Genomic DNA, 25,577 nt, shown 5'->3' with positions numbered 1-25,577 from the left:
GCATCTGTTGATCTGTTGAGGAACGCGAGAATCATGACGGAAAAAATTGGTGTACTCGGCAAGAAGACGTCGCAGCGGACGGACGTGGAACGGGTGGTCGTGACGCCGTTGCCCACCGTGTACGGGGAATTCCGCGCGTACGGCTATTTCGACCACGAGCGCGGTGACGAGCAAGTGGCCCTCGTCCACGGCGAGCCGGGCACCGACGGTGTGCTCACCCGGCTGCACTCCGAGTGCCTCACGGGCGACGCCTTCGGCTCCCAGCACTGCGAGTGCGGCGCGCAACTCGCCGCCGCGCTGCGGGAGGTGGCCGCCTCGGGAAGCGGGGTGGTCGTCTATCTGCGCGGGCACGAGGGGCGCGGCATCGGACTGCTCGCCAAGCTGCGCGCGATGGCGTTGCAGGCGGAGGGCCTGGACACGGTGGAGGCGAACCTCGCGCTCGGCCTGCCGGTGGACGCCCGCGACTACGGTGTGGCCGCCCGCATCCTGGGTGACCTGGGGGTGCGTTCCGTGCGCCTGATGTCCAACAACCCGCGCAAGCGGGAGGCGTTGGTACGGCACGGCATCGAGGTCAGCGAGCAGGTGCCGCTGCTGATACCGCCGTGCGAGAGCAACATCACCTATCTGCGCACCAAGCGGGAACGGCTCGACCACCACCTGCCCCACCTCGACGCGGTGGCGCACCTGTCGTCCTGAGCGGGGGAGCGGCGGGTGGTCAGTCCGTCACGGCGGCGGCCACCAGCCGCTTGAGGTCCGGGTAGACCGTGTGCGAGGACTTCGGGCGCACCTGGGTCAGGAACTGCACCGTCAGGTCACGGCCCGGGTCGACCCAGAACGTCGTCGTCGCCACCCCGCTCCAGCCGTACGTGCCGAGCCCGGAGGGCGCCTGGGTGCGGTCCGGGTCGATCACCACGGAGACGCCGAGGCCGAAGCCGACCCCGTCGTTGCCGGGCCGGTCGTGCGCCGGGCGGCTGCCGAAGGCGCGCAGGTCGGCGTTGCCGGGCAGGTGGTTGCGGGTCATCAGGTCCACCGTCGCGGGGGAGAGCAGGCGGACGCCGTCGAGTTCGCCCCGGCGCCGCAGCAGTTCCGCGAAGCGGTGCACGTCGTACGCCGAGGAGGCCAGGCCGCCGCTGCCCGACAGGAACCGTGGCCGGCCGCCCCGCAGCGGCAGGCCGGGGACCGGCTCGATGCCGCCGTCGTCCGTCTCGCCGTACAGCTCGGCCAGTCGGCCGGCCTGTTCGTCGGTGACGTGGAAGCCGGTGTCCGTCATGCCGAGCGGGCCGAAGATCCGCTCGGCGCAGAACGCGTCGAACGGCTGCCCGGAGACCACCTCCACCAGGCGTCCCAGGACATTGCTGGCCACCGAGTAGTTCCACTGCGTGCCCGGCTCGAACTGGAGCGGCAGGGAGGCGTACAGATCGACGGTCTCCGCGAGGCCCGCGCCCGGCCGCACCGACGACTCCACACCGGCCGCCCGGTACAGCGCGTCGACGGGGTGGGCGTGGTAGAAGCCGAACGTCAGCCCCGCCGTGTGGGTCATCAGGTGCCGGACGCGCACCGGTCCGGCGGCCGGCCGGGTGACGACGTCCGCCCCGCCTCCCTCGACGTACACGCGCGGCTCGGCGAAGGCCGGCAGATACCGGTCCACGGGGTCGTCCAGCGAGAGCCGGCCCTCCTCCACCAGGGTCAGCACGGCCACCGCGGTGACCGGCTTGGTCATGGAGTAGATCCGCCACAGCGTGTCGGCCGTCACCGGGAGTCCGGCCGCGACGTCCCGCAGCCCGTGCACGGTCAGATGGGCGACACGGCCGCCGCGCGCGACGGCGACCAGGAACCCGGGCAGTCGTCCCTCGTCGACCTGCCGGGCGAAGTGCCGGTCGAGCCGGTCCAGTGCCTCGGGGTCCAGCCCGGCCGCACCCGCGTCGACCTCCTGCCGCAGGGGTGGCATCGCCATCGCTCTCCTTGATCGTTCTTCGGGGTGGGTCTGGCATACCCCGCACTCGCGCACCCGGAACGCGCGCACCCGGAACCCGAGACGCTTCGGCTCGCGACCGGCGCTCGGGTGCCGACTTCACTGGCGGCTGACGGTGCGGGTCACACCGGCGACGACGGTGGTGGCCAGGATCCAGCCCATGAGGATCAGGACGTACGACAGGGTCTGGTACCCGCCCTCGGGCGCGAAGGCGCTCTCCTGACCGAAGGAGATCACCGGCAGCAGCAGGTCCAGCGTGTAGAACACCGGGTTGAAGTCCGGGGCCTCGGCCGGTTTGAGCGGCGGTGGGTGGTGCAGGCCGTACGCGACCGAGCCGACCGCGAGCAGCGACAGCAGCCAGCCGCCCGCGCGCAGCGGACGGAAGCCGTAGCCGACGGCGACGTCCTGCAGGTGCCCCCACAGGCGCCCGTACCAGGGCAGGGTGCGCCGCCGTCGGCGCTGCTTGGCCAGTTGCACCAGGCGCGCCGCGTCGTCGTCGCCGATCCGCCGGTAGGAGGCGGTCAACTGCTCATAGGCATACGGTACGAAACCGTCGCCGTCGCGCTCCAGCATGGGCAGCCGTCGCTCGGCGGGTTCGTGCGGGGCGAGGGCGGTGTAGGTGAGGTCGCCGAGATACACCTCGGACGGCAGTTTCCCGGTGTCGAGGGTGAGCAGGTCGATCTGGGAGCGCCGAAGGTTGAGGGCGCCCTCGATCCGGTCGCCGCGCCGCAGCCACAGCTCGCCGATGACGCAGCTGCTCGCGCGCAGCGCGGTGCCGCCCGTCGATGACAGGCTCGCGTGCAGCAGGTCGAGGGTCCCCGGGACGCGGGCGCCGCGGAAGTCGACCCGGCCGCGGGCGCGCAGGCACGCGGCGCCGACGCCGGAGCCGACGACGAGGCTCTGCGCATCCAGGGCGGTGCCGCCGGCGGCGTCGAGTCGGGCGTCCCGGAGGTTCACCGTGCCCGTGACGGAGGCGCCGGTGAGCCGCACCGGCCCGCGGGTGCTGAGCCCCGGCGCCCACAGGTCGGCGCCCAACACGGCCTGGTTGAGCTGGAGCACCGGGCCCTCGGCGTCCGGTGCCTCGATGCGGGTGCCCTCCAGGTACAGGCTGCCCGTGATCTCCGCCCCCGCGAGCCGCACCATGCCGTCGAACCGGGCCCGGGTCAGCCGCAGTACGCCCTCCACCCGCACCGCGTGCGAGATCAGCCCGGGCAGCACGGACTCGCTCAGGTTCAGCTCACGCAGCCGGGCCCCGTAGAACCTGGGTGCCTCGTCGAAGTGGCAGTGCCGCAGGCGCACGGGGTGGTCGACCGTCGCGTACTGAAGGTCCAGCCGCCCGGTGACGCGCGCCCCGGCGAGACTGAGCGCGGCGACCCGGCCCTCCTCCCGCGGCCCGTCCAGGAGCAGGGAGCGCAGCACGCTCGCGCGCACGGTCCGTTCGGGCCCCCAGGTGCCGCCGCCGGCGGGGTCGTCGGAGTCCGCCGCGGTGGGGCCGTCGGCACGGAAGTCCACGTCGGTGCCCGAGGCGAACGCCCGCCAAAGACGCGACTCGGCCGGTGTCAGGTCGTTGATCTCCATCAGGGAGGGACTCTGACCCGAACCGGCCGATCACGTCAACGCGTCCTGGGCGTCGCCTACTTCTTGGCCGACTCCACGGCATGCCCGCCGAACTGGTTGCGCAGCGCGGCGATCATCTTCATCTGCGGCGAGTCGTCCTGGCGGGACGCGAACCGGGCGAAGAGGGAGGCCGTGATCGCGGGCAGCGGCACCGCGTTGTCGATCGCCGCCTCGACCGTCCAGCGGCCCTCGCCGGAGTCGTCCGCGTACCCGCGCAGCTTCTCCAGGTGGTGGTCCTCGTCCAGGGCGTTGACCGCCAGGTCGAGCAGCCAGGACCGGATGACCGTGCCCTCCTGCCAGGAGCGGAAGACCTCGCGGACATTGTCCACGGAGTCGACCTTCTCCAGCAGTTCCCAGCCCTCGGCGTAGGCCTGCATCATGGCGTACTCGATGCCGTTGTGGACCATCTTGGAGAAGTGCCCGGCGCCGACCTTGCCCGCGTGGACGTAGCCGTAGGGGCCGTCGGGCTTGAGGGCGTCGAAGATCGGCTTGAGGTCGTCGACGGTCTCCTTGTCGCCGCCGACCATCAGGGCGTAGCCGTTCTTCAGTCCCCACACGCCGCCCGAGACGCCCGCGTCGACGAAGTTGATGCCGCGCTTGCCCAGCTCCTCGGCGTGCTTCTCGTCGTCCGTCCAGCGGGAGTTGCCGCCGTCGATGACGGTGTCCCCGGGCTTGAGCAGCGTGGCCAGCTGGTCGATGACGTGCTGGGTGGCGCCGCCGGCCGGGACCATCACCCAGACCGCGCGCGGCCGCTCCAGCCGGTCGACGAGCTCGACCAGGCTGTCCACGTCGGCCCGTTCGGGATTGGTGTCGTATCCGACGACGGTGTGGCCGGCGTTGCGCAGACGCTCGCGCATGTTGCCGCCCATCTTGCCGAGACCAACGAGACCGATCTCCATGTCAGTGCACTTCCTTCAGTTCACGGTAGGCGGCGACCAGTGTCTTGGTGGAGGCGTCCAGGCCGGGGACTTCCGTCCCCTGGGTGAGGGCGGGTTCGACGCGCTTGGCGAGGACCTTGCCGAGTTCGACGCCCCACTGGTCGAAGGAGTCGATGTTCCAGATCGCGCCCTGGACGAAGACCTTGTGCTCGTAGAGTGCGATGAGCTGGCCGAGGACGGACGGGGTCAGTTCGGCGGCCAGGATCGTCGTGGTGGGGTGGTTGCCGCGGAAGGTCTTGTGCGGGACCAGTTCCTCGGGCACGCCCTCGGCGCGGACCTCGTCGGGGGTCTTGCCGAAGGCGAGGGCCTGGGTCTGGGCGAAGAAGTTGGCCATCAGCAGGTCGTGCTGGGCCTTGAGTTCGTCGCTCAGCTCGGCCACCGGGCGGGCGAAGCCGATGAAGTCCGCCGGGATCAGCTTCGTGCCCTGGTGGATCAGCTGGTAGTAGGCGTGCTGCCCGTTGGTGCCGGGCGTGCCCCATACCACCGGCCCGGTCTGCCACTGCACCGGGTTCCCGTCCCGGTCCACGGACTTGCCGTTGGACTCCATGTCCAGCTGCTGGAGGTAGGCGGTGAACTTCGACAGGTAGTGCGAGTACGGCAGCACCGCGTGCGACTGCGCGTCCAGGAAGTCGCCGTACCAGACGCCCAGCAGGCCCAGGATCAGGGGTGCGTTGGCCCGGGGCTCGGCGTTGCGGAAGTGTTCGTCGACGATGCGGAACCCGTCGAGCATCTCCCGGAAGCGGTCCGGGCCGACGGCGATCATCAGGGACAGGCCGATGGCCGAGTCGAAGGAGTAGCGGCCGCCGACCCAGTCCCAGAACTCGAACATGTTGGCCGTGTCGATGCCGAAGTCCGCGACCTTGTCGGCGTTCGTCGACAGCGCCACGAAGTGCTTCGCGACCGCCTTCTCCTCGCCCCCGAGGCCGTCCAGCAGCCAGGAACGGGCCGAGGTGGCGTTGGTGATCGTCTCGATGGTGGTGAAGGTCTTGGAGGCGATGACGAACAGGGTCTCGGCCGGGTCCAGGTCCCGGACCGCCTCGTGCAGGTCGGCGCCGTCCACGTTGGACACGAAGCGCAGGGTCAGCGAGCGGTCGGTGAAGGCCCGCAGCGCCTCGTAGGCCATCGCGGGGCCCAGGTCGGAGCCGCCGATGCCGATGTTGACGACGTTCTTGATGCGCCTGCCGGTGTGGCCGGTCCACTCGCCGGAGCGGACCCGGTCGGCGAAGCCGGCCATCTTGTCCAGCACGGCGTGGACCTTGGGGACGACGTTCTCGCCGTCGACCTCGATCACCGCGTCCCGCGGCGCCCGCAGCGCGGTGTGCAGGACCGCCCGGTCCTCGGTGAGGTTGATGCGCTCACCGCGGAACATCGCGTCGCGCAGCCCGAACACATCGGTCGCGGCGGCCAGTTCCTGCAACAGGCCCAGCGTCTCGTCGGTGACCAGATGCTTCGAGTAGTCGATGCGCAGGTCACCGACGCGCACGACGTACCGCTCGGCCCGCCCGGGGTCCCGGTCGAACAGCTCGCGCAGGTCCGGGTGGGGCAGCGCGCCCTTGGCGTGGTCCGCGAGCGCGGTCCACTGGGGGCGCTGGTTGAGCTTGGGGGTGTCAGACATGAACGGGGGTCTCCTTGCCGGCCTCGCCGCGCAGGGCGACGGCGTACATCTCGTCGGCGTCGAGGCGCCTGAGCTCCTCGGCGATCAGTTCGGAGGTGGGGCGCACCTTCAGGGCGACGGAGCGCGGGGGCTGCCCGGGGAGGGTCATCGTGGCGAGCGGGCCCTCCGGGCGGTCGACGACGATCTCGCCGTTCGCCGTGCCCAGGCGGACGGCCGTGACGACCGGCCCGTCGGTGATCACGCGGTCCACGCGGACGCCCAGGCGGGCCTCCAGCCAGCGGGCCAGCAGCTCGGCGGCCGGGTTGTCCGCCTCGGCCTCCACGACCGCGGAGGTCACCGGCACCCGGGCCTGGTCCAGGGCCGCGGCCAGCATCGAGCGCCACAGCGTCAGCCGGGTCCAGGCGAGGTCGGTGTCGCCGGGCGCGTAGGCGCGCACCCGGCGCTCCAGCACCTCCATCGGCCGCTCCACCGTGTACAGGTCGGTGATCCGGCGCTGGGCGAGCGCGCCCAGCGGGTCCTTCGCCGGGTTGTCCGGCGCCTCCACCGGCCACCACACGACCACCGGCGCGTCCGGCAGCAGCAGCGGCAGCACCACCGAGTCGGCGTGCTCGGACACCTCGCCGTACATGCGCAGGACGACGGTCTCGCCGGTGCCGGCCTCGGAGCCGACCCGGACCTCGGCGTCGAGGTGGGAGCGGGTGCGGTCGCGCAGGTTGCGGGGGTGGCGCTTGATGACGACCAGGGTGCGCGAGGGGTGCTCGTGCGAGGCCTCCTCGGCGGCCTTGATCGCGTCGTAGGCGTTCTCCTCGTCCGTGACGATGACCAGCGTGAGCACCATGCCCACGGCCGGGGTGCCGATGGCCCGGCGGCCCTGCACCAACGCCTTGTTGATCTTGCTTGCCGTGGTGTCGGTCAGGTCGATCCTCATGGCCTGCGCCAGCTCCGTCCGTCTCGTGCGAGCATCTCGTCCGCCTCCCGGGGCCCCCAGCCGCCCGACGCGTACTGCGCGGGCTTGTCGTGCGAGGCCCAGTACTCCTCGATCGGGTCGAGGATCCGCCAGGACTCTTCCACCTCCTGGTGGCGCGGGAACAGGTTGGCGTCACCCAGAAGGACGTCCAGGATCAGCCGTTCGTACGCCTCCGGGCTGGACTCCGTGAAGGACTCGCCGTAGGCGAAGTCCATCGACACGTCCCGGATCTCCATCGACGTGCCCGGCACCTTGGAACCGAAGCGCACCGTCATGCCCTCGTCGGGCTGGACGCGGATGACGATCGCGTTCTCGCCCAGCTCCTCCGTGGCGGTGGAGTCGAAGGGGGAGTGCGGGGCCCGCTGGAAGACGACCGCGATCTCCGTGACCCGGCGGCCCAGGCGCTTGCCGGTGCGCAGGTAGAAGGGGACGCCCGCCCAGCGGCGGTTGTCGATGCCCAGCTTGATCGCCGCGTAGGTGTCGGTGGTGGAGGCCGGGTCGATGCCCTCCTCCTCCAGATAGCCGGGCACCTGCGCGCCGCCCTGCCAGCCGCCCGCGTACTGCCCGCGCACCGTGTGCTCGCCCAGATCGTCGGGCAGCCGCACGGCGCGCAGCACCTTCAGCTTCTCGGTGAGCAGCGAACGCGCGTCGAAGGCGGCGGGCTCCTCCATGGCGGTCAGCGCCATCAGCTGGAGCAGGTGGTTCTGGATGACGTCGCGGGCGGCGCCGATGCCGTCGTAGTAGCCGGCCCGGCCGCCGATGCCGATGTCCTCGGCCATCGTGATCTGCACGTGGTCCACGTAGGACCGGTTCCAGATCGGCTCGTACATCTGGTTGGCGAAGCGCAGCGCCAGGATGTTCTGGACGGTCTCCTTGCCCAGGTAGTGGTCGATGCGGAAGACCTGTTCCGGATCGAACACCTCGTGGACCAGCGCGTTCAGGTCGCGGGCGCTGTCCAGGTCGTGGCCGAACGGCTTCTCGATCACCGCGCGGCGCCAGGAGCCGTCCGGCGCGTCGGTCAGGCCGTGCTTCTTGAGCTGCTGGACGACCTTCGGGAAGAACTTCGGCGGCACGGAGAGGTAGAAGGCGTAGTTGCCGCTGGTGCCGCGGGAGGCGTCCAGCTCCTCGACGGCCTTGCGCAGCTGTTCGAACGCGTTGTCGTCGTCGAAGTCGCCGGGGATGAACCGCATGCCCTCGGAGAGCTGCTGCCAGACCTCCTCGCGGAACGGCGTGCGCGCGTGCTCCTTGACCGCGTCGTGCACCACCTGGGCGAAGTCCTGGTCCTCCCAGTCCCGGCGGGCGAAGCCGACCAGCGAGAAGCCCGGCGGCAGCAGGCCGCGGTTGGCCAGGTCGTACACGGCCGGCATCAGCTTGCGGCGGGACAGGTCGCCCGTGACGCCGAAGATGACCAGCCCGGAGGGGCCCGCGATCCGGGGCAGACGGCGGTCCTGGGGATCACGCAGCGGGTTGCTCCAGTCGAGCGGTGCCACCGGCTCGACGCCCTCCCCCTTGCCCTTCGCCCCCTTGGCGGCGCGGTCCGTCGCGGACTTCTTCGCGCCCCGGGGAGCCTTCGCCCGCCCGGACGCCTTCGCCGTCCCGGCGGCGCGCGCCTCCTCGGCCTCCTCGGCGTGCAGCGGGCCCGCCGCCTCCTGGGCCGTCCGGGTCTCCTTGGCTTCCTTCGTCGCCTTGGTCTCCTGGGGCGCCCCAGCGGGAAGCTCCTCGCTCATTCCCCGTCAACTCCCTTGCTGTCGAGGGACTTCGTCACGGCGGCGAGCAGGTCGTCCCAGGCCGCCTCGAACTTCGCCACGCCCTCTCGCTCCAACTGCTCCACCACCTCGTCGTACGACACGCCGAGCCGCTCCACCGCCGCGAGGTCGGCCCGGGCCTGGGCGTACCCGCCGGTGACCGTGTCGCCCCGGACCTCGCCGTGATCGGCGGTGGCGTCCAGGGTGGCCTCCGGCATCGTGTTCACGGTGCCGGGAGCGACCAGCTCCTCCACGTACAGGGTGTCCCGGAATGCCGGGTCCTTCACCCCGGTCGACGCCCACAGGGGACGCTGGGGGTTGGCGCGGGCCCCCGCGAGGGCGGTGAAACGGTCGCCCGCGAAGACGTTCTCGTACGCCTCGTAGGCCAGCCGCGCGTTCGCCAGCGCGGCCTTTCCGCGCAGGCCGAGCGCCTCGTCCGTGCCCAGCAGCGACAGACGCTTGTCGATCTCGCTGTCGACGCGGGAGACGAAGAAGGACGCGACCGAGTGGATGCCGGCCAGGTCGATCCCGGCCGCCTGCGCCCGCTCCAGGCCGGCGAGGTAGGCGTCCATGACCTCGCGGTACCGCTCCAGGGAGAAGATCAGCGTGACGTTGACGCTGATGCCGGCGCCGACGACCTCGGTGATCGCCGGGAGACCGGCCTTGGTCGCCGGGATCTTGATCATCACGTTGGGGCGGTCGACCAGCCAGGCCAGCTGCTTGGCCTCGGCGACCGTGGCCCGGGTGTCGTGGGCGAGGCGCGGGTCGACCTCGATGGAGACCCGGCCGTCCCGGCCGCCGGTGGCGTCGTACACCTCGCGCAGCACGTCGGCGGCGGCGCGGACGTCGGCGGTGGTCATCATGCGGACCGCCTCGTCGACGGTGACGCCCCGGGTGGCGAGGTCGGCGAGCTGCTCCTCGTAGCCTTCGCCGGAGCCTATGGCGGCCTGGAAGATCGACGGGTTGGTGGTGACGCCGACGACGTGCTTCGTCCGGATCAGCTCGGCGAGGTTGCCGGACTCGATCCGCCGCCGCGACAGGTCGTCCAGCCACACGGACACCCCCTGGTCGGCCAGGCGCTGCAGTGCTCCCGCGGGGGCGGTTGCTTCGGTCACAGTGATCATCTTCTCTTTCTGCGATCGGATCGGGGAGGGAATCCGGTGTGATCAGCCGCGGGCGGCGGCCAGGGATTCCCTGGCGGCGGCGGCCACGTGGTCGGCGGTGAAGCCGAACTCGGTGAACAGGGTCTTCGCGTCGGCGGAGGCGCCGAAGTGCTCCAGGGAGACGATGCGGCCCGCGTCCCCGACGTACTTGTGCCAGGTCAGGCCGATCCCGGCCTCCACGGCCACCCGGGCCCGCACGGACGGCGGCAGCACGCTCTCGCGGTAGGCGCGGGGCTGCTCCTCGAACCACTCCACGGACGGCATCGACACCACCCGGGTGGCGGTGCCCTCGGCCTCCAGCGCCTCCCGGGCCGCCATCGCGAGCTGCACCTCGGAGCCGGTGGCGATCAGTACGACGTCCGGGGTGCCGGAGGCGGCGTCGGCGAGGACGTAGCCGCCGCGCGCCGCGTCCGGGTTCGGCGCGTAGGTCGGCACGCCCTGGCGGGTGAGGGCGAGGCCGTGCGGCGCCGGGTGGGTGGAGTGGCGGCGGAGGATCTCCGCCCACACGGTCGCGGTCTCGTTGGCGTCGGCCGGGCGGACGACATTGAGGCCGGGGATGGCGCGCAGGGCGGCCAGGTGCTCGACGGGCTGGTGGGTCGGGCCGTCCTCGCCGAGACCGATGGAGTCGTGCGTCCACACGTAGGTCACCGGCAGATGCATCAGCGCGGACATGCGGACCGCGTTGCGCATGTAGTCGGAGAAGACCAGGAAGGTGCCGCCGTAGATCCGGGTGTTGCCGTGCAGGGCGATGCCGTTCATCTCGGCGGCCATGGAGAACTCGCGGATGCCGAAGTGGACGGTGCGGCCGTACGGGTCGGCCTCGGGGAGCGGGTTGCCGGCCGGGAGGAAGGACGACGTCTTGTCGATGGTGGTGTTGTTCGAACCGGCCAGGTCCGCGGAGCCGCCCCACAGTTCGGGCAGCACCGGGCCGAGCGCCTGGAGGACCTTGCCGGACGCGGCCCGGGTCGCGACCGCCCTGCCGGTCTCGAACACCGGCAGGGTGTCCTCCCAGCCCTCGGGCAGCCGGCCGGCGACCACGCGGTCGAAGAGCGCGGCGCGCTCGGGGGCGGCGTCGCGCCAGGCGGCGATCCGCTTGTCCCAGGCCGCGTGCGCCTCGGCGCCCCGGTCCAGGGCCCGGCGGGTGTGGGCGAGGACCTCGTCGGCGACCTCGAAGGACTTCTCCGGGTCGAAGCCGAGGACGCGCTTGGTCGCGGCGACCTCCTCCGCGCCGAGGGCGGAGCCGTGGGAGGCCTCGGTGTTCCGGGCGTTCGGGGCGGGCCAGGCGATGATCGTGCGCATCGCGATGATGGACGGGCGCCCGGTCTCGGCCCTCGCCGCCGTCAGCGCCGCGTGCAGCGCGTGCACGTCCACGTCGCCGTTCTCGGCGGGCTCGATGCGCTGCGTGTGCCAGCCGTACGCCTCGTAGCGCTTCAGCACGTCCTCGGAGAACGCGGTCACGGTGTCGCCCTCGATCGAGATGTGGTTGTCGTCGTAGAGGAAGACCAGATTGCCGAGCTTTTGGTGACCGGCGAGCGAGGACGCCTCGGCGGAGACGCCCTCCTGGAGGTCGCCGTCGCTGACGATCGCCCAGATCGTGTGGTCGAAGGGCGACTCGCCCTCCGGCGCCTGCGGGTCGAACAGGCCGCGCTCGTAGCGGGCGGCCATCGCCATGCCCACCGCGTTGGCCACACCCTGGCCCAGCGGACCGGTCGTGGTCTCCACGCCGGCCGTGTGCCCGTACTCGGGGTGGCCCGGCGTCTTCGAGCCGTGCGTGCGGAAGGCCTTGAGGTCGTCCAGCTCCACCTCGTACCCGGCGAGGAAGAGCTGGGTGTAGAGGGTCAGCGAGGTGTGGCCGGGGGAGAGGACGAAGCGGTCACGGCCGGTCCACTCGGGATCGGCGGGGTCGTGCCGCATCATCTTCTGAAAGATCGTGTACGCGGCCGGGGCGAGCGCCATCGCCGTGCCCGGGTGGCCGTTGCCCACCTTCTGCACGGCGTCGGCCGCGAGGACCCGGGCGGTGTCGACGGCACGCCGGTCGAGTTCGGTCCATTCGAAGCGGTCCGCGCCGTCCGTTGTCTGCGTGCTCATCTTCAAGAAATCCTCTGTCGGAGCGAAGTGGCTGGTCTGACGCGTTCAAACTTAAAAGTCTGACTTTTGAGAGTGAAGGTCGTGGTGTGTCAGCCTGTGGTGAAACTGGGACACGCCCCGATCGCGGGGCGTACGGGTGGGACGGCACGAGACGGACATGGCGGACGAAAACATCCAAGACGGTGGCGACGGCCGAGGCGCCGACGGCGGTGACGGGATCAGGACGTTCCCCTTCCCGGTCGATCTCAGCCTCCTCGGTGTCGGTATGCAGGTCGGGCCCATGGGGGACGGTCGCACCTGGCACGCGCACGCCCCGCTGCACCGCGTCCACCGCATCGACTTCCACATCGTCATGCTCTTCACGGGCGGCCCGGTCCGTCACATGATCGACTTCGCCGAGTACGAGGCGTCGGCCGGCGATCTGCTGTGGATCCGTCCCGGCCAGGTCCACCGCTTCGCGCCGGAGAGCGAGTACCGCGGAACGGTGCTCACCATGCAGCCCGGCTTCCTGCCCCGCGCCACCGTCGAGGCCACCGGCCTCTACCGCTACGACCTGCCGCCCCTGCTCCACCCGGACGAGGCGCGCCTCGCCGGACTGACGGCGGCGCTCGACCAGTTGCGGCGCGAGTACGAGGACGCGACCACGCTCCCGCTGAGCCTGCACACCGCCGTGCTGCGCCACACGCTCTCCGCGTTCCTGCTTCGCCTCGCGCACCTCGCGGCCAGCTCCGCGAGTGCCGCGCGGCAGGGGCGGGCGGACCCGCCGGGGGACAGCACCTTCACCCTCTTCCGGGACGCCGTGGAGCGGGGCTTCGCCATCAATCACAGTGTCAGCGCCTACGCCGACGCGCTCGGTTACTCCCGCCGCACCCTCGTGCGCGCGGTGCGCGCCGCCACCGGCGAGACACCCAAGGGGTTCATCGACAAGCGCGTCGTCCTGGAGGCCAAGCGGCTCCTCGCCCACACCGAGATGCCGATCGGCCGGGTCGGCGCGGCGGTCGGCTTCCCGGACGCGGCGAACTTCTCCAAGTTCTTCCAGCAGCACACGGAGCAGACCCCGGCGGCCTTCCGGGCGGAACTGCGCTGAGGAACGCCGCACGGCACGACGAAGGGGCCCCACGGTGCGTGGAGCCCCTTCGCCTCTCCTGCGGGGGGTCGGTCGCGGCTCAGTGGCCGAAGGCGAACCAGTTCACGTTCACGAAGTCGGCGGGCTGGCCGCTGGTGAACGTGAGGTACACGTCGTGGGTGCCCGTCACCGAGGCGATGTTCGCCGGGATCGTGCGCCAGGACTGCCAGCCGCCCGTATTGCCCACCGCGAAGCTGCCGATCGGCGTGCTGCTGCGGCTGTCCAGGCGCACCTCGACCAGACCGCTGACCCCGGCGCCCGCACCGCTCGCCACCCGGGCCTTGAACTGGGTCGCCGCGCTCGAACCGAACTTCACGCCCTTGTACTGCGCCCAGTCGCCGTTCGCGAGGGCGCCGAGGTTGCTCCCGCCGCCCGAGTCGGAGGTGCCCTCGGTCATGGTGCCGGACTGGGCGTCGTACGACTCCGCCTCGATGGCGCTGTACGCGTCGCGGTCACCGCCGGTCGGCGGCGGCGTGGTACCGCTCCCACCGGCCGACAGCACCTGGACGTAGTCCACGAGCATCGAGTGGCCGGGCTGGGTGCCGCCGTCCGGGCCGCCGCCGAAGGCGTCCGGGAAGCCGCCGCCCATCGCGACGTTCAGGATGATGAAGTAGCCGTGGTCGGTGGCGTTCGCCCACGTCGTCGCGTCGACCTGGTTCTCGCGGACGGTGTGGAAGTTGTTGCCGTCGACGTAGAAGCGGATCTCGTCGACGCTCGTCGAGCGGTCCCACTCCATCCGGTAGGTGTGGAAGCCCGCCTGGCAGGTGGCGCCGGGACACGGGGTGTTGCCGCCGATGCCGCTGGTCTCGTTGCAGGGGCCGCCGGGAGAGGTGCCGCAGTGCAGCGTGGACCAGACCGTGTTGAGGCCCTGGGTGTTCTCCATGATGTCGATCTCGCCGACGCCGGGCCAGTTCCAGTAGTTGCCCCGATAGGGCGAGCCGAGCATCCAGAACGCCGGCCAGTAGCCCTTGGCCGCCGCCCCGGTGACGTTCGGGACCTGGATGCGGGCCTCCACGCGCAGCTTGCCGCCGGCCGGGGGCTCGAAGTCGGCGCGCCTGGTCTCGATGCGGCCCGAGGTCCAGTTGCCGGCGCCGTCGCGCTGCGGGGTGATGCGCAGGTTGCCGTTGCCGTCCAGCGAGACGTTGCTCGGGGAGGAGGTCATCGTCTCGATCTCGCCGGTGCCCCAGTTGGCGGGCCCGCCGGGATACGACGTGCCGGTGTCGTACTGCCAGTTCGCGGTGTTCACGCCGGAGCCCGCCGCGCCGTCGAAGTCGTCGGCGAAGACCTGCGTCCAGCCGGACGGGGGCGGAGGCACGGCCGCGCCCGCCGACGGACCCGTCACGGCCGTCGCCGCCGCGGCGAGACCGAGCGTGCCGACGACGGCCACCAGCGCCCGGCGCAGCGGCCGGCGTCTGGGCGGGTTGCCGGATGTCTGACTCATGTGGGGGTCGCCTCTCGATGCGGGAGTGGGAAGCGGTGCGCCCCGAGTGCGCTCCGAGGGGAGGAGGTGCTGATTCTGAGAGCGCTCTCAGAGTGCGGCCAATGTGCTCCCGGTCGCCGCCGTCGTCAAGAGGTGAAGCCGAGAAAGTCCTTACCGGGCCGCGGAGTTCAGCCCGTGAACGTCGTGAACGTCACGAAAGTGCCGGGCGTGGGTGTGCCTCCCGCCCGCGCGCCTCGGCCGTGGTCCTCCCCACCCCCGTCGGGGAGGACCACGGCCGGCCCGGGTGCCCGGTGCCTCAGCGCGCCACGGGCCGCGGCGGAGCCGGGACGGCGGTCTCCTCGCGCACCCCGAACCGGTCGTGCACCCGGCGCAGCGGCTTCGGCGCCCACCAGGCGCGGCGGCCGAGCAGCGCCATCGTGGCCGGTACCAGCAGCATCCGGACGACGGTGGCGTCGATCAGCACCGCCAGGGTGAGGCCGAGCCCGATCTGCAGGATCGGGGAGAAGCCGCCCGTCATGAAGGCGCCGAACACCACCGCGAGGAGCAGCGCCGCGCAGGTCACCACCCGGCCGGAACGGCGCAGGCCGCTCACCACGGCCTCCCGGTCGTCCCCGGTCCGCTCCCGGGCCTCCCGCATCCGGGCCAGGATGAACAGCTCGTAGTCCATGGCCAGTCCGAAGGCGATGGCGATGATCAGCGGAGGCGCCGTCAGGCTCAGCGCGCCCAGCCCCTCCGCGCCGATCAGCCCGGCGAGATGGCCGTCCTGGAACACCCACACCACCGCGCCCAGCGCGGCCCCGAGGCTGAGCAGCGTGGTCGCGACGGTGCGCAGCGGCAGCAGCACCGACCCGGTGAACGCGAACAGCAGCACGAAGATCCCCGCCAGGACGGTCAGCGCCGCCCAGGGCGCGCGGTCGGCGAGCATCTGCCGGAAGTCGACGAGCTGGGCCGCGCCGCCCGTGACTTGCACGGGCGCGTCGCCCCGCAGGTCCCGTACCCGCTCGACGAGTTCGGTGGCCGCGGGGCCGTCGGCCGGCCCTCCCGCGGGCAGTTCGAGCACCCGCGTGCCACCGGCCAGGTCCCGGTCGACGGTGCCCGGGGCGAGGGCGCGGATGCGGTCGGCCGTAGCGGCGTCGGTGCCGGGCCGCAGGACCACCGTGACCGGTGAGACGCCGGTGCCCGGCGGGAAGTGCGCCTCGACGGCGTCGTACAACTGCCGGGCCTCGGTGCTCTTCGGGAGCTGCCGCGCGTCCCCGAGGTTGATGGTCAGGCCGGTGACGGGCAGCGCCACCACCAGTAGCGCCGGGACGGCCACCGCGAGGACGGCCACCCGCCGCCGGGCGGCGAAGCGGGCGAGGCGGGCGAAGATCCGGCCCTCCTCCTCCGGCCGCGCCTTCGCCGGGGGGATACGGCCGCCGAACCGGGCCAGCAGCGCCGGCAGCAGCGTCAGCGCGGCCAGCATGTCGACGACGACCACCGCGGCCACCGCGAGCCCCATGCTGCGCAGGAACGTGCTCGGGAAGACCAGCAGCCCGGCCAGGCTCACGGCCACGGTCAGCCCCGAGAACAGCACGGTCCGCCCGGCCGCCGCGACCGTGCGGTGCACGGCCTCGACCACGTCCGGGGTGTGCCGCCGCTCCTCCCGGAAGCGGACCAGCATCAGTAGCGCGTAGTCCACCGCAAGACCGAGCCCCAGCATCGTGGTGACCTGGATCGCGTACACGGAGATGTCCGTGAACCGGCTGAAGCCGAACAGCGCGAGGAACGCGCCCGCGATCCCGGCGACCGCCACCAGCAGCGGCAGCCCGGCCGCGCGCAGCCCCCCGAACACGACGAGCAGCAGCACCAGCACCACCGGCAGTGAGATCAACTCCGCGTTCTTCACGTCCTCCTGGGCCCGCTCGCCGAGCTGCTGCCCCAGCAGCGGTCCGCCGCTGACATGGACCCCGGACACCTCGCTCGCGGCGATCCCGTGCAGCCGGGCGGACGCGTCGTCCACCGCCGACTCCTCGGCGTCGTCGTCGAGTCCGCCCTCCAGGGTGACGGAGACGATCAGCGCCCGTCCGTCCTCGGCGACCAGCCCGGGCGTGGCATAGGGGTCGGGCACCTCGGCGACGCCCGCGACGTCCCGCAGGTCGGCCACGGCCCGCCGCACCTCGGCGCGCACGGCGGGGTCCGCGACGGCGGTGGCCTCGACCACGCCGGTGATCGAGTCGCCCGCCGGGTCCAGGCCGTCCAGGTGTTCGGCGGCGACCTGCGACTCGGTGCCCGGGACGTCGGGCACGTCGTCGGAGAGCTTCCCGAAGACGCCCGTGCCGAGGCCGAAGCCGAGCAGCAGGAAGAGGCCCCACAGGAGCATCACGGTCAAGGGGCGGCGGGTCGCCGCCCGGGCGAGTGTGGACAGCACGGTCCCTCCCGGCGGTCGGGCTTCGAACTTGCGTCGTCGCCACCAGAGTCGGGCCGCGGGCGGTCCGCCGGATCGCCGACAGGAGCGGTTCGCGGACTCGCCCGTGCGGGGGAGAACGCCCGCCGCCTCACCCGTCAGGGGGAGCCGGGAGCCACCAGACCGGTCTCGTACGCGCAGATGACCGCCTGCACCCGGTCCCTGAGACCGAGCTTGCTCAGCACGTTGCTGACATGCGTCTTGACCGTGTGCTCGCTCACGAACAGCGTCGTGGCGATCTCGGAGTTGGACAGCCCCCGCGCCAGCAGCCGCAGCGTCTCGACCTCGCGCGCGGTCAGCACCTCCAGGCGCCGCGGGGTGACGTCGGCCGCGGCCTCCTCGTGCCGGCGCCGCACGATGTCCGCGACCAGCCGGCGCGTCACCGCCGGGGCGAGCAGCGAGTCGCCGGCCGCGACCACCCGTACCGCGTGCACCAGGTCGTCCCGGCGCACGTCCTTGAGCAGGAAGCCGCTGGCGCCCGCGTACAGGGCCTCGTACACGTACTCGTCCAGGTCGAACGTGGTCAGCATGACGACCTTGCAGGCGGAGCCCGCGCACACCCGCCGGGCCGCGTCGAGACCGTCCATGACCGGCATGCGGATGTCCAGGAGCAGTACGTCCGGCGCGTGCCGTTCGACCGCGGCGACCGCCTCCGCTCCGTCCCCGGCCTCGGCGACCACCTCGATGTCGGGCTGCGCCTGAAGGATCATGGTGAACCCGCTGCGCACCAGCTCCTGGTCGTCGGCCACGACCACCCGGATGCTCACCCGAGCGCCGCCGGCCGGCCCGCCGCGACGACGGGCAGGCGTACGACGACCCGGAAGCCGCCGTCCGGTCCGCCGCTGGCGACGGCCTGGCCCCCGCAGGCGGCGGCCCGCTCCCGGATGCCGATCAGCCCGTGCCCGCCCACGCCGGGTGCGTCGCCCGGTGCCGACGGCCCCCGTCCGTCGTCCGTCACCGTCAGGGTCACCGCGTCCTCCGCCCAGTCGAGTGCGACCGCCGCGCAGGAAGCGTACGCGTGTTTCACCGTGTTGGTGAGGGCCTCCTGCACGATGCGGTAGGCGGCCACCTCGGTGTCCGGGGGAAGTGGGCGCGGCTCGCCCGACATCTTCAACTCCGCCCGCAGACCGGTCGATTCGCCGACCAGGCGGACCAGCCCCGGCAGCGCGGCCAGGCCCGGCTGGGGCAGCCGCCGCGGCCCCGACTCCCGCTCCTCCTCCTTCAGCACCCCGAGGATGCGCCGAAGCTGGGTCATCGCGTCCCGCCCCGCGGTCGCGATGGCGTCGAACGCGGCCTCCGCGCGCGCCGGATCACTGCGCACGACGACCGGCCCGGCCTCCGCCTGCACCACCATCAGGCTGACCGCGTGCGCCAGGATGTCGTGCATGTCGCGGGCGATACGGGCGCGTTCGCGCGCCGTGGCCCGCGCGGTGTCGGCGGCCCGCTCCCGCTCCAGCCGCCGCGCCCGGTCCTCCAGTTCGGCGGTGTAGGCGCGCCGGCTGCGGCTGAGCGAGCCGAACGCGTACGCGCACACGATGCTCAGCAACTGGAAGGCGTACTCGAACGGCTCGGCGTCCTCCCGGTGACTGATGGTGGTGGCGACCCCGATCAGCCAGCCCGCCAGCATCACCCGCCGCTGCCAGGGACGCGCGAGCGCGGCCAGCGTGTAGAGGACGACGAAGCCGCCGTACATCAGGTCGGGGGGCGGCGCGTGGTACAGCGCCTGGGCCGGGGTGGCCACCGACACGGCACAGGCGGTCGCGAAGGGCGCCGCACGCCGCCACACCAGGGGCACGGCGGTCGCCGCGCCGAGCAGCCAGCCCCGCCAGGACAGGGGGTCGTCCCCCTCGTCCGGGAACAGCCACTGCAACGAGACGGCGAACAGTGCCAGCGCCGCGACGGTGGCGTCCACGGCGTACGGGTTGGTCGTGCGCAGCCGTGCGACGACGGGGGCGAGCGGGGACCGGTCGGGCATGGCGGCTCCTGGGGGAAGGGCCGTCCCAGTATCAACAGCCGTGCGGGTGCCCGTCCTCACCGGCGAGAGGGATTTCGGGGCGCCAGCCCAGCGCCCGGGAGATGCCGCGCGCGGCCAGCCGTACCGCCGGGACCAGCGTCGGCACCCGGGCTCCCGCGTACGGCACGACGACCGACACGGCCGCCGTCACCGTGCCGTCCCTGCCGTGCACCGGGGCGGCCACCGACAGGGCGTCGTCGGTGACCTGACGGTCGCTCACTGCCGCGCCGGTGCGCCGGACTTCGGCCAGTACCCGGCGCAGCCGTCCGGGGTCGGTGATCGTGTGCGGGGTGAAGGAGGCGAGCGGGCCGGTGCGGTACGCCTCCTGGAACTCCGGTGCGCCGTGCGCGAGCAGCGCGAGTCCCACCCCGGTGGCGTGCAGCGGCCAGCGGGCGCCGACGCGGATGTGCACGCCGACGGACGACCGCGCCGCCAGCCACTCGATGTAGACGACCTCGCTGCCGTCCCGTACCGCGAGCTGCACGTTCTCGTGGGTCGCCTCGTACAGGTCCTCCAGGAAGGGCAGGGCGACCTGCCGCAGCGCGAGACCGCGCGGGGCGAGTGCGGCGACCTCCCACAGCCGCAGGCCGACGTGGTAGACGCCGGACGCGTCCCGCTCCAGGGCGCCCCACCGGGTCAGGGCGCCCACCAGCCGGTGCGCGGTGGTCAGGCTCAGCCCGGCCCGGCGGCTGATGTCCGTCAGGGACAGGGCCGGGTGCGCGTGGTCGAACGCGGCGAGCACGGAGAGCAGCCGGTCGGGGGCGGTGGGGGAGGTGGGCGCCGTCACCGGGCCGAGGGTAGGGCGCCCGTCCGGCCCTGGACAGAGGGAGGCGCGGGTGCACGCGGGCAGCCGCCCGGCCGTGCCATGATCGGCGCCAGGCGGAAAGGCGCGGCTCGGTGACGGAAGGGTGCGGACGACGTGAGGCTGACGATGCTGGGCGGCGGCGGGTTCCGGGTGCCGCTCGTGTACGGGGCGCTGCTTGGGGACCGTGCCGAGGGGCGCGTGCGCGACGTCGTGCTGTACGACACGGACGCGGCGCGGCTGACGGCGATGACCCGGGTGCTGGCCGAGCAGGCGGCCGGGGTGCCCGACGCGCCGGCGGTGACCGCCACGAGCGACCTCGACGAGGCGCTGCGCGGTGCCGACTTCGTGTTCTCGGCGATCCGCGTCGGCGGCCTCCAGGGGCGTGCCGACGACGAACGGGTGGCGCTCGCCGAGGGCGTCCTCGGGCAGGAGACGGTCGGCGCGGGCGGCATCGCGTACGGGCTGCGGACCGTCCCGGTCGCCGTCGACATCGCCCGCCGGGTTGCCCGGCTGGCGCCCGACGCCTGGGTCATCAACTTCACCAACCCGGCGGGACTGGTCACCGAGGCCATGTCCCGGCACCTGGGCGACCGGGTCATCGGCATCTGCGACTCGCCGGTCGGACTCGGCCGCCGCGTCGCCCGCGTGCTGGGCGCCGACCCGGACCGCGCGTTCGTCGACTACGCCGGCCTCAACCACCTCGGCTGGCTGCGCGGACTGCGCGTCGCCGGACGCGACGAACTCCCGCGGCTGCTCGCCGACCCGGAGCTGCTCGGCTCCTTCGAGGAGGGCCGGCTCTTCGGCCCCGAGTGGCTGCGCTCCCTCGGCGCGATCCCCAACGAGTACCTGCACTACTACTACTTCAACCGGGAGACCGTACGCGCCTACCAGGAGGCCGAGCGCACCCGCGGCGCGTTCCTGCGCGACCAGCAGGCCCGCTTCTACGACGAGATGCGCCGCCCCGACGCCCCGGCCCTGGCCACCTGGGACCGCACCCGCGCCGAACGCGAGGCCACCTACATGGCCGAGAACCGCGAGACGGCGGGTGCGGGGGAGCGCGAGGCCGAGGACCTGTCGGGCGGTTACGAGAAGGTCGCGCTGGCGCTGATGCGGGCCGTCGCCCGCGACGAACGCGCCACCCTGATCCTCAACGTACGCAACCGCGGCACGCTCGCCGCCCTCGACCGCGACGCGGTGGTCGAGGTCCCCTGCCTGGTCGACGCCAACGGCGCCCACCCGATGGCGGTCTCCGCGCTGCCCGGCCACGCCACCGGCCTGGTCTGCGCGGTCAAGGCCGTCGAGCGCGACGTCCTGACCGCCGCCGAGACGGGCTCCCGCGCGGCGGCGGTACGCGCCTTCGCCCTGCACCCCCTCGTCGACTCGGTCGACGTCGCCCGCCGCCTGGTCGACGGCTACCGGGCGGTGCACCCGGGGCTGGCCTACCTCAGGTGAGCCCCGCCGGCGCGGACGTCGCCGGTGCCTGCGCGGGTGCCGCCGGGTGGGCCGGCCCCGGTCCCGGTGCCGTCGTCGGAGTCGGAACGGCGGGGAGGTCCGGGCGCTGCTGGGGCAGGGACACCGGGCGCAGCGGGCGCGGTCCGGAGACCACCGCGTAGTCCTGGCCCAGGAACGGCGGCTCCAGCTCGCCCGGGTCGTCGCCGAGGGCCAGCCGGACCGCCGCCCACGGGACGTTGACGCCGCACAGCGCCAGTTGGTGCAGCCCACCGGCCGGGCGGGTGTTGACGTCCATCAGCACCGGCCGGTCGCCGTACATCCGGAACTGCACGTTGGACAGGTGGTGCAGCCCGAACGCCTCGGCGATCCGCCGGGCCGGTGCCAGCCACTGCTCGTGCAGGGTGAACCCCCGGCGGCGGCCGTTCTTCGTGCGGCCCACGGCCAGCCGGACCCGGTTGTCGGGCCCCGTGAGAAGGTCCACCGAGACCTCCGGCTGCTCCAGGCGCGGCATCACCAGCCAGTCCACGGGCTCCTCGGCCGCCCGCAGCGCCTCGACGACCAGGGGCAGCGGTACGGACGGGCTCGGGAACCCGTTCAGGTGCGCCAGCGAGAAGGGGTCCCGGGTGACCATCCGGAAGCCCACACCGCCCGCGCCGGACGCCGGCTTGAAGCACGCCCGGTGGCCGCCGGCCTCCAGCTCCTCCACCGCGAGGACCAGCTCCTCGGCCGTGCGCACCCGCCACCAGGGCGGCACCGGCACGCCGACCGCCCGGACCGCCTCGTAGGCGATCACCTTGTCGGCGAACAGGGCCACTGCCTGGGGCGACGGCGCGAGCAACGCCGTACCCAGCGCCTCGAACTCGGCGCGGTGCGCCACGATCGCCGACTGGTGCAGCCGGGGCACGAACACGTCGATGCCGCGCCGCGCGCACTGGGCCAGGGCGTACTCGACGTAACCCGCCGGGGAGAGCCCCTCGGGTTCCAGGTCGGCGGTGTCCGCGGCGGCCAGCACGGGGGAGTCCGGGTCGCCGTGCGTGGCATGGATCTCGACGGCCCGGTCGGCGGGATTTCTCCGCAGCTGATCCATGAAGAAGACGTTCTCCGCGTACGTGCGGTTGAGCCAGACGCGTACGGGAGAAGCCATGCAAGCCGCCTTCCAGGGTTCGCGGGCAGGGCGAAGCAGGCCGTGCCCGGCCAGGGGTTCGGAGGGACACCGAGCCGCTCTGCGCGAGGAATGAGGCGTGGCGGTGGTGTTGGGGCGATCATAGGGGTACGCGCGGCCCCGAGTGCAACGCGCGTCACACGGATGCGCCGGGCCCGCAGCGCACCGGCCTTCCGACCGGCCCGGAAAGGGCGTCGCGGGGCCGCCTTGTGACGGCGGTGGTGATGTGATCTCGTGACGTCGAAGGGTTGTCTGCGGAGGGGTGGGGGATGACGTCGAGGACCGGCGCTCCGGGGACGCTGTGGGCCATCAGCGACCTGCACATCGGTTACCAGGAGAACCGGGCCCTGGTCGAGCGGATGCATCCCGAGTCCGCCGACGACTGGCTCCTGGTGGCCGGCGACGTCGCGGAGACCGTCGCCGACGTCCGCTGGGCGCTGAAGACCCTCGCGGACCGCTTCGGCCGGGTCGTCTGGGCCCCCGGCAACCACGAACTGTGGACGCACCCCAAGGACCCCGTCGCCCTGCGCGGCGCCGCCCGCTACGAACACCTCGTCGAGACGTGCCGCGAACTGGGCGTCACCACACCCGAGGACCCCTACCCCCGGTGGGAGGGCGCGGGCGGGCCGGCGGTCGTCGCCCCGCTCTTCCTGCTCTACGACTACTCGTTCCTGCCGCCGGGATGCGCGACCAAGGCCGAGGGCCTGGAGTACGCCCAAGGCACCGGCGTCGTGTGCACCGACGAGTACCTGCTGCACCCCGACCCCTATCCCAGCCGCGAGGCCTGGTGCCGGGCGCGGGTCGAGGAGACCGGGCGCAGGCTCGCCGAGATCCCCGCCGGCCTGCCGGTGATCCCCGTCAACCACTACCCGCTGGACCGGCACCCCACCGATGTCCTGTGGTACCCCGAGTTCGCCATGTGGTGCGGCACCTCGCTGACCGCGGACTGGCACCGCAGGTTCCGGGTCGCGGCCATGGTCTACGGGCATCTGCACATACCGCGCACCACCTGGCACGAGGGGGTCCGCTTCGAGGAGGTCTCGGTGGGCTATCCCCGCGAGTGGCGCAAGCGGCCCGGGCCGCCGGGGCAACTGCGCCGTATCCTGCCCGCTCCGTCGGCGTCCGTGGCGCCGTCGCGCCCGGAGGTGACCCGTTGATCGAGGAACTGCTGCCCGACACCGTCGTGGCCGTGGAGGCGTTCGGCCACGACGAGGCCGGACACCTGTCCCTCTACCCGGAGGAGGAGGCGATCGTCGCACGGGCCGTCGCCAAGCGGCGCCGGGAGTTCACCGCCGTACGGTCCTGCGCGCGCCGGGCCATGGAGAAGCTCGGTGTGCCCCCGCAGGCCGTGCCGACCGGCGAACGCGGGGCGCCGAGCTGGCCGGCCGGCCTCACCGGCAGCATGACCCACTGCGACGGCTACTGCGCGGCCGCCCTGGTCCGCCGCACCGACCTGGCCTCCCTCGGCATCGACGCCGAACCGGACGGGCCGCTTCCGGACGGCGTCCTCGGGACCATCGCCCTGCCCGCCGAGGCGGCCCGCCTGCGGCGACTCGACCAGGCGCGGCCCGGCGTCCACTGGGAGCGGCTGCTGTTCAGCGCCAAGGAGTCGGTCTACAAGGCGTGGTTCCCCCTCACCGGGCAGTGGCTGGACTTCGCGGAGGCGGACGTCGAGATCGGCGTCGACCCGGCCGACCCGCGCCGCGGCACCCTGCACGCCGCCCTCCTGGTGCCGGGACCGACCGTGGGCGGCAGGCGCCTGGCCCGCTTCGACGGCCGCTGGACCGCCCGCAACGGCCTGGTCGCCACCGCGATCACGGTCCCGCACATCTGAACGGCGACGGGCCGCCCGCCCCTCGCCGTCAGGTGGGCGGGCACCAGTCCCGCAGCAGCCGGAAGAACGCCTCCTCGTTCCCCGCCAGCCCCGCCGCCTCGAGGGCCTGCTCCGCCTCCGCCAGCACGGAGGGCGGGACGACGGGCGGACGCTTCGGGGCGTCCGGATCCGACCCGGTGTCCACACCGGCCCGCACGGTGTGCAGGAGTCGCAGGTAGGCCTGGACGGCCGTGCGTTCGTGGTCGGTCAGTACGGCGGCGGTCATCGGTCGGCTCTCCCCACAACGACGTCAGCGGTCACGCGCCCCCGCACGGCGGCGGCACCCTCCCAGCTTGCCGCCCACCACTGACAATCGCCTCCAGCCGCGCCCGAACTCCCGCTGCGCCCGCACCGATCGGGCCACCGCCCCGGTCAGGCGCGCGACGGGCGTACTACTGATCCGAGACCGGCGCACGACGGCTCACGAGAAGGGCACGGCTCACCGAGGGTGCGCGACGGCTCACGACTCGGGCCGCTGCACGCTCTCCAGCAGCATGTCCAGCCACTCGGCGACCTTGTCCCGGTGCTGGTCGGTGGGGAGTTGCGCGGCCCGCCAGGCGATGCCGCGCACGCCGTGGTCCTGGAGCAGCCGCTCCAGCGGGTCGTCGGCGGCGGCCGCCGCCTCCCGCTCCCGGTCGGCGAGTTGCTGGAGCAGCTCCTGCTCGGTGCGCTGGAGGGCACCGGAGAGCGCCTCGGGGTCCTCGGCGGTGAGGAATCCGGCGTGCACCCGGAAGAAGCGCTGGATGGCGTCGCAGTGCTCCATGGTGGGGCGCCGGTCGCCGTTGATGAGCGCGCCGGCCTGCTGCCGCGACATTCCCGCGCCGTCGGCGATCTCCTGCTGGGTGTACTTGCGGCCGTTCGGTTTCAGCCGGGTGCGGCGCAGCAGGTCCAGGCGCTGGACGAACCGGGTCCGGACATCGGGTTCACCCGCCGGCCGGCCGCCGAGCAGGGCTCCCACCACGGGCTCGGGGACGCCGGAGGCCGCGGAGAGCCGGCCGACGTCGAACACCTCGGTGTGCGGCACGCCGAGCCGGTCCGCGAGTGCGCCGACCCGGGCGACGACGGCGGTCAGCGTGGTCATCGGCATGGTGCCCGGACCCTCGAAGCCACCCGTCACCGACAGCTCTCCTACGTCTCTCACAGGCCTCACAGGCTT

21 protein-coding genes are annotated in these 25,577 nt (G+C 72.9%); 5 read left to right on the top strand and 16 right to left on the bottom strand.

From position 1 onward, the window contains the following. Positions 1–33: 33 nt before the first annotated feature. Entirely contained in the window at positions 34–696 is a 663-nt protein-coding gene (ribA, locus tag D1J63_RS05030; protein WP_125627904.1) for a GTP cyclohydrolase II, read from the top strand. A 19-nt stretch (positions 697–715) separates the two neighbouring features. Here the strand turns inward: ribA and D1J63_RS05025 are convergent, their stop codons facing one another. From D1J63_RS05025 to tkt, 8 genes are all read right to left on the bottom strand, one after another. Next, positions 716–1,948: a serine hydrolase domain-containing protein gene (locus D1J63_RS05025; RefSeq protein WP_125635205.1), complete on the bottom strand. Its 1,233-nt coding sequence runs from the start codon at positions 1,946–1,948 to the stop codon at positions 716–718. A gap of 123 nt (positions 1,949–2,071) precedes the next feature. After that, positions 2,072–3,550 (bottom strand): membrane-associated oxidoreductase, encoded by a 1,479-nt coding sequence (locus tag D1J63_RS05020; protein ID WP_125627903.1) that lies wholly within the window; start codon positions 3,548–3,550, stop codon positions 2,072–2,074. 56 nt (positions 3,551–3,606) lie between these two features. Further along, the gene (gene gnd / locus D1J63_RS05015; RefSeq protein WP_102929518.1) at positions 3,607–4,488 is read right to left on the bottom strand and encodes a phosphogluconate dehydrogenase (NAD(+)-dependent, decarboxylating); all 882 of its coding nucleotides are present in this window, start codon (positions 4,486–4,488) and stop codon (positions 3,607–3,609) included. A gap of 1 nt (position 4,489) precedes the next feature. Continuing rightward, positions 4,490–6,142, bottom strand: coding sequence for a glucose-6-phosphate isomerase (pgi, locus tag D1J63_RS05010; protein ID WP_125627902.1), 1,653 nt, complete (start codon positions 6,140–6,142; stop codon positions 4,490–4,492). Continuing rightward, positions 6,135–7,070 (bottom strand): glucose-6-phosphate dehydrogenase assembly protein OpcA, encoded by a 936-nt coding sequence (opcA, locus tag D1J63_RS05005; protein WP_054101838.1) that lies wholly within the window; start codon positions 7,068–7,070, stop codon positions 6,135–6,137. The genes pgi and opcA overlap by 8 nt, the downstream gene beginning before the upstream one ends. Beyond that, positions 7,067–8,836 carry a glucose-6-phosphate dehydrogenase gene (gene zwf, locus D1J63_RS05000; protein WP_125627901.1) on the bottom strand — a complete coding sequence of 590 codons (1,770 nt, stop codon included), beginning with the start codon at positions 8,834–8,836 and terminating at the stop codon, positions 7,067–7,069. The genes opcA and zwf overlap by 4 nt, the downstream gene beginning before the upstream one ends. After that, positions 8,833–9,978 carry a transaldolase gene (gene tal, locus D1J63_RS04995; RefSeq protein ID WP_125627900.1) on the bottom strand — a complete coding sequence of 382 codons (1,146 nt, stop codon included), beginning with the start codon at positions 9,976–9,978 and terminating at the stop codon, positions 8,833–8,835. Before tal ends, zwf begins: the two co-directional genes overlap by 4 nt. A 42-nt stretch (positions 9,979–10,020) precedes the next feature. Then, positions 10,021–12,105, bottom strand: a complete 2,085-nt coding sequence (gene tkt / locus D1J63_RS04990) for a transketolase (RefSeq protein WP_125627899.1) — start codon at positions 12,103–12,105, stop codon at positions 10,021–10,023. A 157-nt stretch (positions 12,106–12,262) separates the two neighbouring features. Here tkt and D1J63_RS04985 point away from each other — a divergent pair, with 157 nt between their 5' ends. After that, the gene (locus D1J63_RS04985; protein ID WP_125627898.1) at positions 12,263–13,192 is read left to right on the top strand and encodes an AraC family transcriptional regulator; all 930 of its coding nucleotides are present in this window, start codon (positions 12,263–12,265) and stop codon (positions 13,190–13,192) included. A 79-nt stretch (positions 13,193–13,271) separates the two neighbouring features. Here D1J63_RS04985 and D1J63_RS04980 read toward each other — a convergent pair whose 3' ends face one another. The 5 genes from D1J63_RS04980 to D1J63_RS04960 all read right to left on the bottom strand — a co-directional run bounded on the left by D1J63_RS04980 (position 13,272) and on the right by D1J63_RS04960 (position 19,916). After that, the gene (locus D1J63_RS04980) at positions 13,272–14,672 is read right to left on the bottom strand and encodes a glycoside hydrolase family 16 protein (RefSeq protein WP_125627897.1); all 1,401 of its coding nucleotides are present in this window, start codon (positions 14,670–14,672) and stop codon (positions 13,272–13,274) included. A 295-nt stretch (positions 14,673–14,967) separates the two neighbouring features. After that, entirely contained in the window at positions 14,968–17,079 is a 2,112-nt protein-coding gene (locus D1J63_RS04975) for an MMPL family transporter (protein ID WP_125627896.1), read from the bottom strand. 134 nt (positions 17,080–17,213) lie between these two features. After that, the gene (locus D1J63_RS04970) at positions 17,214–17,882 is read right to left on the bottom strand and encodes a response regulator transcription factor (protein ID WP_102928800.1); all 669 of its coding nucleotides are present in this window, start codon (positions 17,880–17,882) and stop codon (positions 17,214–17,216) included. After that, on the bottom strand, positions 17,879–19,090 hold the full coding sequence (locus D1J63_RS04965) for a histidine kinase (RefSeq protein ID WP_125627895.1): 1,212 nt from the start codon (positions 19,088–19,090) through the stop codon (positions 17,879–17,881). The genes D1J63_RS04970 and D1J63_RS04965 overlap by 4 nt, the downstream gene beginning before the upstream one ends. 31 nt (positions 19,091–19,121) lie before the next feature. Beyond that, a complete protein-coding gene (locus D1J63_RS04960) occupies positions 19,122–19,916 on the bottom strand; it encodes an IclR family transcriptional regulator (protein WP_125627894.1) in 795 nt (264 codons plus the stop codon). A gap of 132 nt (positions 19,917–20,048) precedes the next feature. Between D1J63_RS04960 and D1J63_RS04955 the strand changes: the two genes are divergently transcribed. Beyond that, positions 20,049–21,386, top strand: a complete 1,338-nt coding sequence (locus D1J63_RS04955; protein ID WP_164712721.1) for a 6-phospho-beta-glucosidase — start codon at positions 20,049–20,051, stop codon at positions 21,384–21,386. On the opposite strand, the gene D1J63_RS04950 is transcribed toward D1J63_RS04955, so the two are convergent. After that, a complete protein-coding gene (locus tag D1J63_RS04950; protein WP_125627893.1) occupies positions 21,379–22,530 on the bottom strand; it encodes an ATP-grasp domain-containing protein in 1,152 nt (383 codons plus the stop codon). The genes D1J63_RS04955 and D1J63_RS04950 overlap by 8 nt on opposite strands. Before the next feature lie 287 nt (positions 22,531–22,817). Between D1J63_RS04950 and D1J63_RS04945 the strand changes: the two genes are divergently transcribed. After that, the gene (locus tag D1J63_RS04945; protein WP_125627892.1) at positions 22,818–23,705 is read left to right on the top strand and encodes a metallophosphoesterase; all 888 of its coding nucleotides are present in this window, start codon (positions 22,818–22,820) and stop codon (positions 23,703–23,705) included. Further along, entirely contained in the window at positions 23,702–24,382 is a 681-nt protein-coding gene (locus tag D1J63_RS04940; protein WP_125627891.1) for a 4'-phosphopantetheinyl transferase superfamily protein, read from the top strand. The genes D1J63_RS04945 and D1J63_RS04940 overlap by 4 nt, the downstream gene beginning before the upstream one ends. A gap of 28 nt (positions 24,383–24,410) precedes the next feature. On the opposite strand, the gene D1J63_RS04935 is transcribed toward D1J63_RS04940, so the two are convergent. Further along, the gene (locus tag D1J63_RS04935; protein WP_125627890.1) at positions 24,411–24,647 is read right to left on the bottom strand and encodes a hypothetical protein; all 237 of its coding nucleotides are present in this window, start codon (positions 24,645–24,647) and stop codon (positions 24,411–24,413) included. Between the two features lie 234 nt (positions 24,648–24,881). After that, entirely contained in the window at positions 24,882–25,538 is a 657-nt protein-coding gene (locus D1J63_RS04930; RefSeq protein ID WP_125635201.1) for a helix-turn-helix transcriptional regulator, read from the bottom strand. Between the last annotated feature and the right edge of the window lie 39 nt (positions 25,539–25,577).

It is taken from the genome of Streptomyces sp. KPB2, assembly GCF_003950055.1.
Classification (GTDB): Bacteria; Actinomycetota; Actinomycetes; order Streptomycetales; family Streptomycetaceae; genus Streptomyces; species Streptomyces salinarius.
This window is presented reverse-complemented; position numbering and strand designations above follow the sequence as displayed.